Below are 16,445 nucleotides of genomic sequence, written 5' to 3'. Positions count from 1 at the left end.
AGATTAAAGCGGTAAAACAAATCGTTTCAGGTGCCCTGTGAAGAGCCCCTTCCCGTTTGACCGGGAAGGACATCAGACTAGTCGAGACTGGTCTTAATGGTTTTCTTCGTGCGCCATCGACAGGTAGACGATGGTCAGCATCATGAAGATGAACGCCTGCAGGGTGATGATCAGGATGTGGAACACAGCCCAAGCCCACTGCAGAACAACGCCCAGGCCGCTCAGCCAGAGCAGACCGCTGCCGAACATCACAGCGATCAGAATGAACACCAGCTCACCGGCATACATGTTGCCGAACAGACGCAGAGCCAGAGAGATCGGTTTAGCGATCAGGGTCACGAATTCCAGCAGGAAGTTCACCGGGATCAGCAGGGCCTGAACAAAGATGTTCTTGCTGCCGAACGGGTGCAGGGTCAGTTCGCCGATGAAGCCGCCGATGCCCTTGACCTTGATGCTGTAGAAAATGATCAGTGCGAAAACCGACAACGCCATGCCCAGGGTCGCGTTCGGGTCGGTAGTCGACACGGCGCGGAACGGGATGTGGTGATCACCGGTGATCAGGATGGCCAGTTGAGGAATCCAGTCGACCGGGATCAGGTCGACGGCGTTCATCAGGAACACCCAGACGAAGATGGTCAGTGCCAGCGGTGCAATCACCGGGCTACGGCCATGGAAGCTGTCTTTCACGCTGCCATCGACGAATTCGACCAATACTTCAACGAAGTTCTGCAAAGCACCCGGTTGACCCGAAGTCGCTTTCTTTGCCGCCATGCGGAAAAGAAAAACGAAGATCAGACCCAACGCAACCGACCAGCCGAGAGTATCGACGTGGAAAGCCCAGAAGCCCATTTCTTTGGCTTCTGCTGCGGTGTGGGCAAAGCCCCAGCCGCCGTTAGGTAGCTGACCGAAGGTCAGGTTCTGCAAGTGGTGCTGGATATAGCCCGAAGCGGTTGTTTCTGCCATGGTTGCCTCAAACGCCCTAAGGTCTCGAAAGTCTTGTTCTCATCAGCAGGGGAGCGAACCAGCTGACCGACTGAGTCAGCACGAACACGCCGAATACAGCTATCGGCGCCAGTGGCTTCACACCTGCAAACACCAGCGCAAAAAGCACTGCTGTCAAAATCAGTTTGCCTGCCTCGCCGGCATAAAAAGACCGGACGATGGACTGGGCTGCTCGGGCGCCGGAAAACCGAAATGCCTTGTGAGCAAAATAAACATTGGGCAGCAAGGCTATCAGGCCTCCGCAAAGTCCCGAGTATCCGGCAACGACTCCGTGCCATTGCCAGAGCGCCAAAGCGGCAATCAGCAAAATGACAAATTGAGCCATTAACACCGGAAAAACTGCCAGGCGATGGAACGGCAGGCGGTTTGGCTTGCGGGTTTCCATCACTATTGCTCTCCAATGGTCGGCTGCCAGAATTCAATAACTTGGCATAATTTGTGCCGACAAAATGCGCGCAGAGTATAGGGGCGGTTCTGCCCCTATTCAACTGTCAGGTAGTGATTTCCGACTGCGCGCTACATGAGGAAATGTTTCAGCGGATGTGTGCGAGCACACCTTGAAGCTCATCGAGCGAGTTATAACCGATCACCAACTGACCCTTTCCCTTCTTGCCGTGGCGAATCTGCACCGCAGAGCCTAGGCGCTCGGCCAGACGCTGTTCGAGACGGGCGATATCCGGGTCGGGTTTGCTGGCTTCCACAGGCTCCGGTTTGCCACTCAACCACTGGCGAACCAGTGCTTCAGTTTGGCGCACGGTAAGACCGCGTGCGACAACATGTCGCGCCCCTTCGACCTGCTGATTGTCCGGCAGACCGAGCAATGCACGGGCATGACCCATTTCCAGGTCGCCGTGGGACAGCATGGTCTTGATGACTTCCGGCAGCGCAATCAGACGCAACAGGTTGGCCACTGTGACGCGGGACTTGCCCACAGCCTCGGCGACCTGTTGCTGCGTGAGCTGGAATTCCTGCTGCAAACGCTGCAGGGCCACTGCTTCTTCGATCGGGTTGAGGTCTTCGCGCTGGATGTTCTCGATCAGCGCAATGGCGATCGCGGTTTCATCCGGTACATCACGGACCATCGCCGGGATGGTTTCCTGGCCGGCCTGCTGGCTCGCGCGCCAGCGGCGTTCACCGGCGATGATTTCAAAGCGGCCACCGCCAATCGGGCGAACCACGATCGGCTGCATCACGCCTTGTGCCTTGATCGACAGCGCCAGCTCTTCCAGCGCCTGCGGATCCATGTCGCGACGCGGCTGGTACTTGCCACGCTGCAGCAGATCCAGCGGCAGGTGCTGCAGCTCACGGGTATCAGCCTGCGCGGCTTGTTCTTCCAGCGCGCTGACGGTCGGACCACTCAGCAGTGCATCCAGTCCACGTCCGAGACCTCGTTTCTTGACGGCCATGGGGATTCCTTAAGTTGCCTGAGCGGCGGCGATGCGTGAATTTTTGCGCTGACGACGAACCATCTCGCCGGCCAGGGCCAGGTAAGCCAGGGCGCCGCGCGATTGCTTGTCATAGGCCAGCGCCGGCATGCCGTAGCTTGGCGCTTCGGCCAGACGGATGTTGCGCGGGATCACCGTATCGTAAAGCTGATCGCCGAAGTGTTCCTTGAGCTGCGCCGAAACGTCGTTCATCAGGCTCAGGCGCGGGTCGTACATGGTGCGCAGCAAACCTTCGACTTTCAGGTTCGGATTGAGCAATTCGGCGATGCGCTTGATGTTATCCACAAGGTCGCTCAGACCTTCTAGCGCAAAGTACTCGCACTGCATGGGGATAATTACCCCGTCAGCAGCGACCAGTGCGTTCAGCGTCAGCATCGACAGCGACGGTGGGCAGTCGATCAAAATGTAATCGTAGTTTTCACGGATCGGCGCCAGCGCACTGCGCAGACGGCTTTCCTTCATCTGCATTTCCAGCAGCACCACTTCAGCCGCGGTCAGATCGCGGTTGGCCGGCAGCAGTTGATAACCGCCATGCTCGGAATAGTGCATGGCCTGGGCCAGATCGCATTCGCCGATCAGCAGGTCGTAGACCGAGTTTTCCAGGCCGTGTTTATCCACACCGCTACCCATGGTGGCGTTGCCCTGTGGATCGAGATCGATCAACAGCACCCGGCGCTTGGTCGCGACCAGGGATGCTGCGAGGTTGATGCAGGTGGTGGTCTTGCCCACACCACCCTTTTGGTTCGCTATCGCGAATACCTTAGCCATTCTTGCTTGTGTTCCCAATCATGCCGTGCGGCGCAGTATCAGCAGATGGCGTTGGCCTTGGCAACCGGGTACGGCCAGGGCGTGTTCGCTATCGAGTTTGAAGTCTGCCGGCAATGCTACCAGCTCATCGGCCGGATGAACGCCCTTCATTGCCAGCCAGCGTGTATCGGCATCGCCGAGATGGCGAGTCCAGTTGGTGAAGTTCTCCATGCTGCTGAACGCCCGGGAAATGATCCCGTTGAACGGCTCTGCAGGCTGGAAAGCTTCGACACGACTGTGGATAACTTGCAGGTTATCCAGTTTGAGTTCGAGTTTGACCTGAGTCAGGAAGCGGGTTTTCTTGCCATTGCTGTCCAGACAGGTCACTTGCGAGTCCGGATACAGGATCGCCAACGGGATCCCCGGCATGCCGCCGCCGCTGCCGACGTCGAGCCAACGACCGTTTTCGATGAACGACATCACGCTCAGACTATCGAGCAAGTGGCGCGAAACCATTTCGTCCGGATCGCGCACCGCGGTCAGGTTGTAGGCCTGGTTCCATTTGATCAACAGGGCCAAATAACCCAGCAGCAACTCGTGCTGGGTTTCAGTGAGGTTGACACCGAGCTCGCGGGCTCCTGTGGATAACTCTTCGGCGTGTTGCGAAGTGACCTTAGAACTCAAGCGCTTTGCTCCAACTGACGGCCCGCGCCGCGTTTTTTCAAATGAATCATCAACAGCGAAATCGCTGCCGGGGTCACGCCCGGGATCCGCGAAGCCTGGCCCAGCGTCTCTGGTCGAGTCGCGCCGAGCTTGCTCTGGATCTCCTTGGAGAGACCGGAAATATTGGTGTAATCGATATCCACAGGCAATTTCGTGTCTTCACTGGCGCGCAGACGGGCGATTTCGTCCTGTTGACGGTCGATGTAACCGGCGTATTTGGTCTTGATTTCAACCTGCTCGGCGACCTGTGGATCTTCGGCGCCGTTGCCGGTCACTTCGACCAGACCAGCGTAGTCGATTTCCGGACGACTCAAGAGGTTGAGCAAGTTGTATTCGTGGGTCAGCGGCGTGCCGAATTTCTCGGCAATCGCATCGCCCTGCTGCGTGTTCGGGCGAACCCAGGTGCTTTTCAGGCGCTGCTCTTCGAGTTCGATGCTTTCGCGCTTCTTGCAGAAGGCCGCCCAACGCGCGTCATCGACCAAACCGAGCTCGCGACCTTTTTCGGTCAAACGCAGGTCGGCGTTGTCCTCGCGCAGGATCAGGCGGTATTCGGCACGGGAAGTGAACATGCGATACGGCTCTTGGGTACCGAGGGTAATCAGGTCGTCGACCAATACACCGATGTACGCTTCATCGCGACGCGGGCACCAGGCTTCTTTGCCCTTGGCGCGCAGTGCGGCGTTGGCGCCAGCGAGCAAACCTTGGGCGCCGGCTTCTTCGTAGCCGGTGGTGCCGTTGATTTGCCCGGCGAAGAACAGACCGCCGATGACTTTGGTTTCGAGGCTGTACTTCAGGTCGCGCGGATCGAAGTAGTCGTACTCGATCGCATAACCCGGACGCACGATGTGCGCGTTTTCCATGCCACGAATCGATTGCACGATCTGCAATTGCACGTCGAACGGCAGGCTTGTGGATATCCCGTTCGGATATAGCTCATGGGTGGTCAAACCTTCCGGTTCGATAAACACCTGATGGCTTTCCTTGTCGGCAAAGCGGTGGATCTTGTCTTCGATCGACGGGCAATAGCGCGGGCCGATGCCTTCGATTTCACCGGCAGCGGAATACATCGGCGAACGATCGAGGTTCGCGGCAATGATTTCGTGGGTGCGGGCGTTGGTGTGGGTAATCCAGCAGCTGACTTGGCGTGGATGCTGTTCTTTGTTGCCCATGAACGACATCACCGGGATCGGCGTATCGCCCGGTTGCTCGGTCATCACCGAGAAATCCACAGACTTGCCATCGATACGCGGCGGTGTGCCGGTTTTCAGGCGACCGACACGCAGTGGCATTTCACGCAGACGGTGAGCCAGGGCAATTGACGGCGGATCACCGGCGCGACCGCCGGAAAAATTCTGCAACCCGATGTGGATAAGTCCGCCAAGGAACGTACCGGTGGTCAACACCACGGAATCGGCGAAGAAACGCAGACCCATTTGCGTGACAACACCACGGACTTGTTCCTGCTCAACGATCAGGTCATCAGCGGCTTGTTGAAATATCCACAGGTTCGGCTGGTTTTCCAGAATTTCGCGGACAGCGGCTTTGTACAGAATGCGGTCGGCCTGAGCGCGAGTTGCACGTACGGCCGGGCCTTTACGGCTGTTCAACACGCGGAACTGGATGCCGCCCAGATCTGTTGCCGTGGCCATCGCGCCGCCGAGGGCATCGATTTCCTTGACCAGATGGCTTTTGCCAATGCCACCGATGGCCGGGTTGCAACTCATGGCACCGAGGGTTTCCACGTTATGCGTCAGCAACAGGGTTTTTGCCCCCATACGTGCTGAGGCCAGTGCTGCCTCGGTACCGGCATGACCGCCGCCGATGACGATCACTTCAAAACGGGAAGGGAAATCCACCACGCACCTCGTGCCTGCTTAAGTAGGTAATTCAGGAATAGTTTGAGATCAGGTTTTTGAACCTGGTCGACAAGTATAGGGACTTCGCCCTTCCTAAAGAACCCTCTGCACAAAATTTAACCAGCTGTGGAGAACTCAAGGTTAAAAGAATAAAAAAGAAAGAAATTTATAAAACCTTTGTTTTTATGTTTATTTCTACTGAGCCTACTTTCTGTGGATAGATCGCTACAGGCCTTTGTTTTCATTATGTACAGAGATTCAAAACCCTGTGTTCATGTGTCAATGAGGGCCTTGGATAACCGGTTTAAGCCTGTGGATGAAAGGGGTGGTTATCCACAGAGGGGTTTATATCCAGTTTTGAAGCCCTGTTATCAACTGCCCTTAGTGGCAGTTATTCACAGGGCTTAATCCACAGAAAATTGATAAAACGGCGTTTTCAAGGCGCAAAAAAAATCGCCAACGAGTGTTTGCTGGCGACAAAGAAGCCGATGGAGGGAAGTGCGAGGGCTATTGTGAGAGAACGTAACAGAGGCTAATAATAGGCATTATCATTAACTCGCCCACTCTTCCTATGTCCCTACCCGCCCACACTGCTGCGATCGAGCAAATCTACGAGCAACACCATTCGTGGCTACATGGCTGGCTCAAGGGCAAATTGCATGACGCCTGCGATGCGGCGGATGTGGCGCATGACACGTTCGTGCGGATTCTGGCGGCACGTAATGCCGCACAGATTCGCGAGCCACGTGATTATCTGGCGACCATTGCACGCGGTCTGGTGATTGACCGCTATAGAAGACAGGCTATCGAAGCCGCCTATTTGCAGACCCTCGCGGCTCGACCGGAAGCCACCGCCATCAGCGAGGAAGACAAGGCGCTGATCATCGAAACCCTGGTCGCTGTGGATAAAGCCTTGACCGAGCTTGGCGCCAGAAGCCAAAAAATCTTTATGCTCTCGCAGATCGATGGCCTGACTTATCAACAGATCGCTCTGCAATTGAAGGTTTCGCTGACCACGGTGAAGAAGCACATGATCCGCGCGCTGACGGAATGTGCCCTGATCATGGCGCAACGTTGATGGCCATCGCCCCCCATCGACAGATCTTCGAAGCAGCCGCCAGTTGGTACGTACAGTTTCAGGCAGATCCACCAACGCTCGCCGAACAGAAGGCCTGGCAGCTGTGGATAGATAGCGACCCGGCGCATCTGGCGGCGTGGAACCAGATGGAACAACTGCAGCGCCACCTCGGTACGTTGCCGCCGGATTTGAAACGTCGCGCGCTGAATACCGGACAGCAACGACGCCAGGTGCTGAAATTGTTGCTGCTGGCAGCGGGGACGGGGTTTGTAGGCTGGAATGTTCAGCAACACACTTCCTTGGGAAATGTCTGGGCCGACTATAAAACCGGCGTTGGCCAGCGTCGCAATATCACATTGGCGGATGGCAGCCACATTCAACTCAACACCGACACTGCGATTGATGTGTCTTTCGACCCGGCGCAGCGGCTGATTCGCCTGCGCTCCGGCGAGATCCTCATTCAAACCGGAAAGCTGGGTGATCAACGGCCCTTTTTTGTCGAAACCCGTGATGGCCGGATTCAAGCGCTGGGCACTCGTTTCTCCGTTCACCAGCTATCGAGTTCTACCCGAGTTGGAGTGTTGGTAGACCGGGTCAGTGTTCAGCCTGGTGATACTTCAACGACCGCAAAAATCTTGCAGGCAGGCGAAGGCGCTGATTTTGATCGTCAGCACATAGGACTCATTCATCCCTTCAAATCCTCCGAAGTGGCGTGGATCAACGGTCAATTGATCGTCCTCGATGCACGCTTGGGCGATGTGATTGAAGAATTGAGCCGTTATCGCAGCGGGGTTTTGCATTGCGACGCGCGTGCCCGGGAGCTGCGGGTTTCCGGGACATTCCGCCTCAATTCAACCGACGCTGTCCTGGCCAATCTTCAGGCGTCACTGCCGATCAACGTGCGCTATTTCACCCGTTACTGGGTATCGATCAGCCACAACGCTTGATCGAAATGTCACCTGGGCAAAATAAATCGACAACAGGGTTATCTTTTTTTGCCCTGACCCGGCCCTACAGGTAATCGCGATAAACGCGGCTTTTTGCCACCTTCAGGGCTTATCCACACATGCGTCTTCCCACGTTTCGTCAGCGTTTTTCCTACCACTGCATTGCTTACAGCCTACTGATGACCAGCGCCGCGTCCTGCCTGGTGATAAGCCATAACGCCGTCGCTGCGTCGGTAGCCCAGCGTTACGCCATCGCCGCCGGCCCGCTGGATAATGCGCTGAGCCAGTTCGCCTCCGTCGCCAATGTAATTCTGTCGTTCTCGCCGCAACAGACCAGCCGTTTGCGCAGTGTCGGGTTGAACGGCAACTTCACCGTCGACCAAGGTTTTGCCCAACTGCTGCAAGGCTCAGGTTTGCAAGCCGTACCGCAGGCGCCGGGCAGTTACATTCTGCAGGCGCTGCCGAACGGTGATTCGCTGGAGCTGGCTCCGACCAACATCAATGGTCAGTTGGCCAACCCGATGAATCTGGATTACGCCGCCGACGTCGGTTACAAGGCGCAGAACAGTCGAATCGGTACGAAAACCAGTACGCCTTTGTCGGAAACGCCGCGCTCGGTGTCAGTCGTCACCGCCCAACGCATGAAGGATCAGAAATCTCAGACGCTCACAGATGTACTCGGCTACGTGCCGGGGATCTTTGCCCCACCGTTCGCCGCCGGCGACAGCCTGGCCGGAGACCTGTTCTATATTCGCGGTTTCAACGCCACCGATTATGGCTACGGTCTGTTGCGCGATGGACTACGCGTCCAGGGCAATCGGTATGACACCAGCACCGAGCCGTACGGACTTGAGCGGGTAGAGATTTTCCGCGGCCCGTCTTCTCTGCTGTATGGGGAAAACGCTCCGGGCGGTCTGGTCAATCTGGTGAGCAAACGACCGACCGCCGCACCGCAAGGCGAAGTGCAATTGGGTTATGGCTCGAACAATCGCCGGCAGATCGGCGTCGATGTCTCCGGACCGCTCAATGACAGCGGCAATGTTCTCGGGCGCGTGGTGATGCTTGGGCGCAAGTCCGACACCCAGACCGATCACGTTCCGGATGACCGTATCTACATCGCGCCATCGCTGACCCTGAATTTCGACGATTACAACACGCTGACCCTGCTGGCCAACTACCAGAAGGATCACACCAACATGGAACTTGGCCTACCGGCCGCCGGGACTTTGCTGACCAACCCCAACGGCAAGTTATCCAAAGGCACCATGCTCGGCGACCCGGACTGGAACACCTTCGAACGGGAAACCTGGAGTACCGGCTACGAATTCAGCCACTCGTTCAACGACGACTGGCAGTTCCGCCAGAACTCGCGCTACATGCAGTCGCGCATTACCCGCCACGAAACCTGGCCGGGCAACCTCAACAACGCCGGGTTTGGCACACGCCTGAACATGACGGCGTACGATCGCTTCAACAAGTCGATGGTGTACTCGCTGGATAACCAACTGGAAGGCAAATTCCAGGTCGGCGGTCTGGAGAACACCGTCTTGTTCGGCGCCAGCTACGATCGCACCTCCTTTAATCAGGACTGGAACGCCGGCATCGTCGGGCCGATTGATGTGTATAACCCGGTGTACCTGCGCGATCCGACCACACCGATTGCGGTGCAAAACACCTTGCTGGAACAGCAGATGAAAGGGGTTTATGCACAGATCCAGAGCAAGTACGACCATTGGCTGTTCCTGCTCGGTGGCCGTCAGGATTGGGTCGACAGTGATTTTCGCGACAAGGTGGCCCAGTCGAGCGACATCAGCTCCGAGGATAAGAAATTCACCTATCAGGGCGGGGTGATGTACCAGTTCGACAACGGCATGACGCCGTATGTCAGCTATTCCACCTCATTCGTGCCGGTACAGCAGATCTCCAATGCCGGCGCGCCGCTCGATCCGATCACCAGCAGCCAATATGAAGTGGGCCTGAAGTACGAACCGATCGGCTGGGACACCGCGTTCACGGCGTCGGTGTACGACCTGCGCAAAAAGGACGACACCTACTTCGACGCCACCACGTCGAGTTATCGCCAAGTGGGCGAAAGCCGTTCCAAGGGTGTGGAACTGGAACTCAACAGCAACCTGACCCAGAACCTCAACGTCACTGCGGCTTATACCTACACCGACGCGCGAATCACCAAGGATGCCGCGACGTCATTGGTCAAAGGCCATCAAATGACCGGCGTGCCGCGTAATCAGGCCTCGGTATGGGCGAAATACCGTTTCCTCGATGGCGATCTGAAAGGTTTGTATGTGGGTGGCGGTGTGCGTTATTTCGACAGTGCCTTCGCTTACACCTCGCCTTCTCTGTACGGGAAGCTGGATGCCGGCGACGTCACCTTGGTGGATGCGGCCATCGGTTATCAGATCGATACGCACTGGAGCGTCGACCTGAATGCGAAGAACCTGTTCGACAAGGAGTATGTGTCGGGTTGCAACGATGCTGGCCGTTGCTACTGGGGTGAAGATCGCACCCTGCTCGGTACGGTTTCCTATAACTGGTAAAACGAAAAAGGGGCTGTGGATAAATTGTCCACAGCCCCTTTTTTCATTTGCCGATACAGAAACTGGAAAAGATTCGTCCCAACAGATCATCAGAGCTGAAAGCCCCGGTTATTTCGCCGAGAGAATGCTGAGCCTGGCGCAAATCCTCCGCCAGTAACTCTCCGGCGCCAGCCAAGGTCAGCTGGGCGCGGCCGTGTTCCAGTGCCGCACTGGCGTGGCGCAAAGCCTCCAGATGTCGGCGGCGTGCGCTGAAACTGCTTTCCGAGGTTTGCTCGTAACCCATGCACGCCTTGAGATGATCGCGCAACAGGTCCAGACCTTCACCGGCCGACTTGGCGCTGAGACTGATCGTCACGTGCCCGTCTTCACTGGTTTCCAGAACAATGGCCTCGCCAGTTAGATCGGCTTTGTTGCGGATCAAGGTGACTTTGGCCGGATCCGGCCGGGTTTCGAGGAATTCCGGCCAGAGGGCAAACGGATCCAGCGCTTCCGGCGCGGTCGCATCGACCACTAACAACACTCGGTCGGCTTCACCAATGGCTTTCAATGCCCGTTCAACCCCGATCTTTTCCACATGATCATCGGTATCACGCAGGCCAGCGGTATCGACAACGTGCAACGGCATGCCGTCGATGTGGATATGTTCACGGAGGATGTCGCGAGTGGTGCCGGCGATCTCTGTGACGATTGCCGCTTCGCGACCGGCCAACGCATTCAACAGGCTGGATTTGCCGGCATTCGGACGGCCGGCGATCACTACGGTCATGCCATCGCGCAGCAACGCGCCCTGCCCGGCTTCGCGCAGCACTGTGGATAATTCGTCACGGACTTTGTCGAGCATGCTCAGCACATGGCCATCGGCGAGGAAGTCGATTTCTTCTTCCGGGAAGTCGATGGCGGCTTCGACGTAGATGCGCAGGCCGATCAACTGTTCGGTCAAGTTATGCACACGTTGCGAGAACGCGCCCTGCAGAGAACGCAGCGCATTACGTGCAGCCTGTGCAGAACTGGCTTCGATCAAATCGGCAATCGCCTCGGCCTGGGCCAGGTCGAGTTTGTCATTGAGGAAGGCGCGTTCGCTGAATTCGCCCGGGCGCGCCAAGCGGCAGCCGAGTTCCAGGCAGCGCTTGAGCAACATGTCCAGAACGATCGGGCCGCCGTGGCCCTGCAGTTCCAGCACGTCTTCGCCGGTGAACGAGTTCGGCCCCGGGAAATACAGCGCCAGACCTTCGTCGAGCACCTGTTTGTCGTCAGTGAAAAACGGGCCGTAATGGGCGTAGCGCGGTTTCAGTTCGCGGCCGCTGATGGCTTTTGCCGCCACGCTGGCCAACGGCCCGGAAATACGGACGATGCCCACACCACCACGACCTTGAGCGGTGGCGACAGCGGCGATGGTTTCACGAGGTACGCTCATTAACCGGAATCCAGACAGAAATGACAGATAGCAAAACGCCCCACTAGGGGGCGTTTTGAGTGGTTATCCACAGTGTAAATCAAGCGGCTGCTTTGGTAGCCCGTTCGATCTTACGTGTGATGTACCACTGTTGGGTGATGGACAGGCAGTTGTTCACAACCCAGTACAGCACCAGACCCGCCGGGAACCACAGGAAGAAGAAGGTGAAGATGATTGGCATCATTTTCATGACCTTCGCCTGCATCGGATCCGGAGGAGTCGGGTTCAGCTGCTGCTGGATAAACATGGTTGCGCCCATGATGATCGGCAGAATGAAGAACGGATCCTTGATCGACAGGTCAGTGATCCACAGCATGAACGGCGCCTGGCGCATTTCCACGCTTTCCAGCAGAACCCAGTACAGCGAAAGGAAAACCGGCATCTGCACGAGGATTGGCAAGCAACCACCCAGCGGATTGATCTTCTCTTTCTTGTAAAGCTCCATCATGGCTTGCGACATTTTCTGCCGATCATCGCCATGTTGCTCTTTCAGCGCAGCCAGTTTCGGTGCAACAGCACGCATGCGCGCCATCGATTTGTAGCTGGCAGCCGACAGAGGGAAGAAAAGACCCTTGATCAGCATGGTCAGGAAAATGATCGACCAGCCCCAGTTACCAACGATCGCGTGGATGTGTTGCAGCAACCAGAAGATTGGCTGGGCAATGAACCACAAGATGCCGTAGTCGACGGTCAGTTCCAGACCTGGGGACAACTCTTTCAGCACAGCCTGGCTTTTCGGACCGGCATACAGCACAGCGCTGGTTTCAACTTTGGCACCTGGTGCAGCGGTCAGTGTAGGACCGGTGTAACCGATGATGTAGTTGCCTTTGCTGTCTTTACGGGTCTGAACGACGTTGTTTTCGCCCTTCGCCGGAATCCACGCGGTCACGAAGTAGTGTTGCAGCCAGGCTACCCAACCACCGGTGACGGTTTCTTTCAGCTGCGCCTTGTCCATGTCCTTCATGGACACTTTTTTGTACGGCTCCGAACTTGTCCACAGGGCAGCGCCCAGGTAAGTCGCGGTGCCAGTAGCAGTGGTGGACGAAGGATCAGCGCTGTTATCACGCTTCAACTGAGCAAACATTGCGCCGTTCCAGGGCTGTGCGCTCTGGTTATCCACAATGTAGGAAACGGCTACGTCATACAGGCCGCGTTTCAGGGTGAAACGCTTGATGTAATTGACGCCGTCCTTGCTGAACTTCAGGTCTACGACCAGTTGGTCCTGACCGTCAGCCAGTTGATAAGTCTTCTTCTCCGAGGAGTAGATCGGACGACCGGCCGGATTTGCGTCCGGGCCGTTGGTGCCGATCAGACCGCTTTGGGCCAGATAAACACGTTCGCCGCCGTTATCGAACAGCTGGAACGGAACATCAGGACGATCCTGACGACGTGGATACAGAGGCAAGGTCAGTTGAGCAACATCACCACCTTGTGGATCGATCGCGAGATCGAGCACGTCGGTTTTGATCTGGATCAGATCCTTGCTGGCGGCTACCGGCGTTTCGGCAGGTGCGCTGGTATCGCTAGCGGCGCGCGGAATATCGTCACTGGCGGCAGCATTATTGCCAGTGGCGGTGTCCGGCAAACCGGATGTAGTCGTACTGGAAGCAACATTCTGAGTCGGCAGGGCAGCCTGACCGTAGTCCTGGTTCCATTTAAGGACCATAACGTAGGCCACGATTGCCAGGGCGACGATCAGGATCGTGCGTTTGATATCCATGATTACTCGGCCATCGAAGAAGAACGGGAGGTAGGGATAGGTGGAACCGGGTCATAACCACCGGGATTCCACGGATGACAGCGACCTAAACGACGAAAGGTCAGCCAGCCACCGCGCAGAAGGCCATGATTTTCAATGGCTTCATACGCGTAGCAGGAACAACTGGGGTAGAAACGACAGTGGCTGGCCATCAAAGGACTAATGGCATAGCGATAAAACTGGATCGGAACGAGGGCCAGTTTACGCATCGGTACTGTCTACCCCTACAGTTTCGGTTTTGACTTCTGGAACTGGCTTGCTGCGTGCCAGACGCTTCCAGAGCTTGCCGAAATGCTGAATCAATTCGGGGTTTTCTACATCCCCCAGACCTTTGCGCGCGACGATAACGATGTCCCAGCCGACCAGTGAATCCTGGTGCAGACGGAACGATTCGCGCATCAAACGTTTGAGGCGATTGCGCTCAACGGAGAGCTTTACGCTCTTTTTCCCGATAACCAGCCCGAGACGGGGGTGATCAAGATCGTTGTTGCGTGCAAGGAGCAGGAGATTTTTCCCCGGAACCTTGCCGGTAGGGGAGTCAAAGACTGCCTTGAAATGCCGGGGGGTAAGCAAACGCTTTTCCCGACTGAAGTCCTGACTCACCTCCAGTACCGGATTATCAAACTGCCAGACGCGCACGACCTTTGGCGCGGCGACGCGACAGGACAGCACGGCCGTTCTTGGTAGCCATGCGAGCACGGAAGCCGTGGGTACGGGCGCGTTTGATAGTGCTTGGTTGGAAAGTACGTTTCATTGTCGTGTTACCTGGTTCGTCCACAACGGGCCGGAATGGCCCCCGTTTTAAGAGACCGGGGATTCTAGAGAAAGCAAGCCCTCAGGTCAATTTCCAACCAGCGTTTCCTTATAAATAGATCTCGAGGTGTTCTTTGCCTGATCACCCGCTCGCCATACATAAAAATAAAGAAGGGAATTATTTAAAGCTTTTCTGTAAAGCTTATAAAAGCTAGGCACGCCCTCCTCTGTGGATAACTGCCATCAGGCCTTGTTTCACCTGATGTACAGCGAATGACAACTACAGTGGAAAACCGTGTTCAGCCTGTGCTGCGCTGTCGGATAACCTGTGTGTGGAATGGCCTGTTATCCACAGGCAGGTTATCCACCGAGTTCAACCCCCAGTTGTCCAGTGCCCTTAGAGGCGGTTATCCACAGAGCTTATGCACACACCGTTGGTCGCTTTCTCATCGGTTAACGCATTGATAAATCATGGTCACCGCGCAACCTGCATGTGGATAAGTGGGCGGCTCGCCGCTACAATGGCCGCTTGTTTTTGCCTCACCGGCTTTCAACTTAGGGGATATCCGTGTCAGTGGAACTTTGGCAGCAGTGCGTGGAGCTTTTGCGCGAGGAGCTGCCTGCCCAACAATTCAACACCTGGATCCGTCCACTACAGGTCGAAGCCGAAGGCGACGAGTTGCGCGTCTACGCACCGAACCGTTTTGTGCTGGACTGGGTCAACGAAAAGTATCTGGGCCGCGTCATTGAACTGCTGGATGAGCATGGCAACGGCATGGCGCCCGCGCTTTCCTTATTAATAGGCAGCAAACGCAGTTCCGCTCCGCGTGCCGCACCGAACGCGCCGCTGGCGGCCGCGCAGGTTTCCCAGGCCCAGGCAAATGCCGCACCTGTGAGCGCGCCGGCACCTACGCAAGCGCCAGCACCGGCGGCCAAGCGCTCGACGCAGAAAAGCCCCGAAGTCAGCGACGAACCGTCTCGCGACAGTTTCGACCCAATGTCCGGCGCGGCTTCGCAACAGGCGCCGGTTCGCGCCGAACAGCGCACCGTGCAGGTCGAAGGTGCGCTCAAGCACACCAGCTACCTGAACCGCACCTTCACTTTCGAGAACTTTGTCGAAGGTAAGTCCAACCAGCTCGCCCGTGCGGCGGCCTGGCAAGTGGCGGATAACCCAAAGCACGGCTACAACCCACTGTTCCTTTATGGTGGCGTTGGCCTGGGTAAAACTCACTTGATGCACGCTGTGGGTAACCACCTATTAAAGAAGAACCCGAATGCCAAGGTCGTGTACCTGCATTCCGAGCGTTTCGTGGCCGACATGGTCAAGGCGCTGCAACTGAACGCGATCAACGAGTTCAAGCGTTTCTACCGTTCGGTGGATGCTCTGTTGATCGATGACATTCAGTTCTTCGCCCGCAAAGAGCGCTCGCAAGAAGAGTTTTTCCACACCTTCAACGCCCTGCTTGAAGGTGGCCAGCAGGTCATTCTCACCAGTGACCGCTACCCGAAAGAAATTGAGGGCCTTGAAGAACGTCTCAAATCCCGCTTCGGCTGGGGCCTGACCGTCGCCGTCGAGCCGCCGGAACTGGAAACCCGCGTCGCGATCTTGATGAAGAAGGCCGACCAGGCCAAAGTCGACTTGCCGCACGACGCCGCGTTCTTCATTGCCCAACGCATTCGCTCCAACGTCCGAGAGCTGGAAGGCGCGCTGAAACGCGTGATCGCCCACTCGCACTTCATGGGCCGCGACATCACCATCGAGTTGATTCGCGAATCCCTGAAAGACCTGTTGGCGTTGCAGGACAAATTGGTCTCTGTGGATAACATTCAGCGTACCGTCGCCGAGTACTACAAGATCAAGATCTCGGACTTGCTGTCCAAGCGCCGTTCGCGCTCGGTAGCGCGTCCGCGTCAGGTGGCCATGGCATTGTCCAAGGAACTGACCAACCACAGTCTGCCGGAAATCGGCGACGTGTTTGGCGGCCGTGACCACACCACCGTGTTGCACGCCTGCCGCAAGATCAACGAACTTAAGGAATCCGACGCGGACATCCGCGAGGACTACAAGAACCTGCTGCGTACACTGACCACTTGATGAACACCAGCGCAGCTTATTAAGGCAAGGGA

At 56.7% G+C, this 16,445-nt stretch carries 15 protein-coding genes; 4 read left to right on the top strand and 11 right to left on the bottom strand.

Annotated elements, in window-relative coordinates; all coding sequences use genetic code 11:
- Window positions 1-93: 93 nt before the first annotated feature.
- The 6 genes from atpB to mnmG form a co-directional block, all read right to left on the bottom strand.
- Window positions 94-963: a F0F1 ATP synthase subunit A gene (gene atpB, locus EJA70_RS09020; protein ID WP_008084413.1), complete on the bottom strand. Its 870-nt coding sequence runs from the start codon at window positions 961-963 to the stop codon at window positions 94-96.
- Between the two features lie 16 nt (window positions 964-979).
- Window positions 980-1,387, bottom strand: coding sequence for a F0F1 ATP synthase subunit I (locus EJA70_RS09015; RefSeq protein ID WP_008084411.1), 408 nt, complete (start codon window positions 1,385-1,387; stop codon window positions 980-982).
- Window positions 1,388-1,535: 148 nt separating this feature from the next.
- The gene (locus tag EJA70_RS09010) at window positions 1,536-2,408 is read right to left on the bottom strand and encodes a ParB/RepB/Spo0J family partition protein (protein WP_158830524.1); all 873 of its coding nucleotides are present in this window, start codon (window positions 2,406-2,408) and stop codon (window positions 1,536-1,538) included.
- A 9-nt stretch (window positions 2,409-2,417) separates the two neighbouring features.
- Window positions 2,418-3,215, bottom strand: a complete 798-nt coding sequence (locus tag EJA70_RS09005; RefSeq protein WP_008084406.1) for a ParA family protein — start codon at window positions 3,213-3,215, stop codon at window positions 2,418-2,420.
- An 18-nt stretch (window positions 3,216-3,233) separates the two neighbouring features.
- Entirely contained in the window at window positions 3,234-3,878 is a 645-nt protein-coding gene (rsmG, locus tag EJA70_RS09000) for a 16S rRNA (guanine(527)-N(7))-methyltransferase RsmG (protein ID WP_158830523.1), read from the bottom strand.
- Window positions 3,875-5,773: a tRNA uridine-5-carboxymethylaminomethyl(34) synthesis enzyme MnmG gene (gene mnmG / locus EJA70_RS08995; protein WP_008084400.1), complete on the bottom strand. Its 1,899-nt coding sequence runs from the start codon at window positions 5,771-5,773 to the stop codon at window positions 3,875-3,877. The genes rsmG and mnmG overlap by 4 nt, the downstream gene beginning before the upstream one ends.
- 571 nt (window positions 5,774-6,344) lie before the next feature.
- Here mnmG and EJA70_RS08990 point away from each other — a divergent pair.
- The 3 genes from EJA70_RS08990 (at window position 6,345) to EJA70_RS08980 (ending at window position 10,353) form a co-directional block, all read left to right on the top strand.
- Entirely contained in the window at window positions 6,345-6,851 is a 507-nt protein-coding gene (locus tag EJA70_RS08990) for a sigma-70 family RNA polymerase sigma factor (RefSeq protein ID WP_158830522.1), read from the top strand.
- Window positions 6,851-7,798, top strand: a complete 948-nt coding sequence (locus EJA70_RS08985; RefSeq protein WP_158830521.1) for a FecR domain-containing protein — start codon at window positions 6,851-6,853, stop codon at window positions 7,796-7,798. The genes EJA70_RS08990 and EJA70_RS08985 overlap by 1 nt, the downstream gene beginning before the upstream one ends.
- 119 nt (window positions 7,799-7,917) lie before the next feature.
- Window positions 7,918-10,353, top strand: a complete 2,436-nt coding sequence (locus EJA70_RS08980) for a TonB-dependent siderophore receptor (protein WP_158830520.1) — start codon at window positions 7,918-7,920, stop codon at window positions 10,351-10,353.
- Between the two features lie 43 nt (window positions 10,354-10,396).
- Here the strand turns inward: EJA70_RS08980 and mnmE are convergent, their stop codons facing one another.
- The 5 genes from mnmE to rpmH form a co-directional block, all read right to left on the bottom strand.
- Window positions 10,397-11,767 carry a tRNA uridine-5-carboxymethylaminomethyl(34) synthesis GTPase MnmE gene (gene mnmE, locus EJA70_RS08975; RefSeq protein WP_008084392.1) on the bottom strand — a complete coding sequence of 457 codons (1,371 nt, stop codon included), beginning with the start codon at window positions 11,765-11,767 and terminating at the stop codon, window positions 10,397-10,399.
- A gap of 79 nt (window positions 11,768-11,846) precedes the next feature.
- Window positions 11,847-13,526 carry a membrane protein insertase YidC gene (yidC, locus tag EJA70_RS08970; protein WP_008084390.1) on the bottom strand — a complete coding sequence of 560 codons (1,680 nt, stop codon included), beginning with the start codon at window positions 13,524-13,526 and terminating at the stop codon, window positions 11,847-11,849.
- Between the two features lie 2 nt (window positions 13,527-13,528).
- Window positions 13,529-13,774, bottom strand: a complete 246-nt coding sequence (gene yidD, locus EJA70_RS08965; protein WP_010465488.1) for a membrane protein insertion efficiency factor YidD — start codon at window positions 13,772-13,774, stop codon at window positions 13,529-13,531.
- Complete coding sequence (gene rnpA, locus EJA70_RS08960; protein WP_016984072.1) at window positions 13,767-14,168, bottom strand: ribonuclease P protein component; 402 nt, start codon at window positions 14,166-14,168, stop codon at window positions 13,767-13,769. The genes yidD and rnpA overlap by 8 nt, the downstream gene beginning before the upstream one ends.
- A gap of 16 nt (window positions 14,169-14,184) precedes the next feature.
- Window positions 14,185-14,319, bottom strand: coding sequence for a 50S ribosomal protein L34 (rpmH, locus tag EJA70_RS08955; protein WP_003213577.1), 135 nt, complete (start codon window positions 14,317-14,319; stop codon window positions 14,185-14,187).
- A gap of 567 nt (window positions 14,320-14,886) precedes the next feature.
- Between rpmH and dnaA the strand changes: the two genes are divergently transcribed.
- Entirely contained in the window at window positions 14,887-16,413 is a 1,527-nt protein-coding gene (dnaA, locus tag EJA70_RS08950; RefSeq protein ID WP_008084386.1) for a chromosomal replication initiator protein DnaA, read from the top strand.
- The last annotated feature ends 32 nt before the right edge of the window (window positions 16,414-16,445 follow it).

It is taken from the genome of Pseudomonas sp. PB103, from assembly GCF_009764635.1.
Taxonomy (GTDB): Bacteria; Pseudomonadota; Gammaproteobacteria; order Pseudomonadales; family Pseudomonadaceae; genus Aquipseudomonas.
This window is presented reverse-complemented; position numbering and strand designations above follow the sequence as displayed.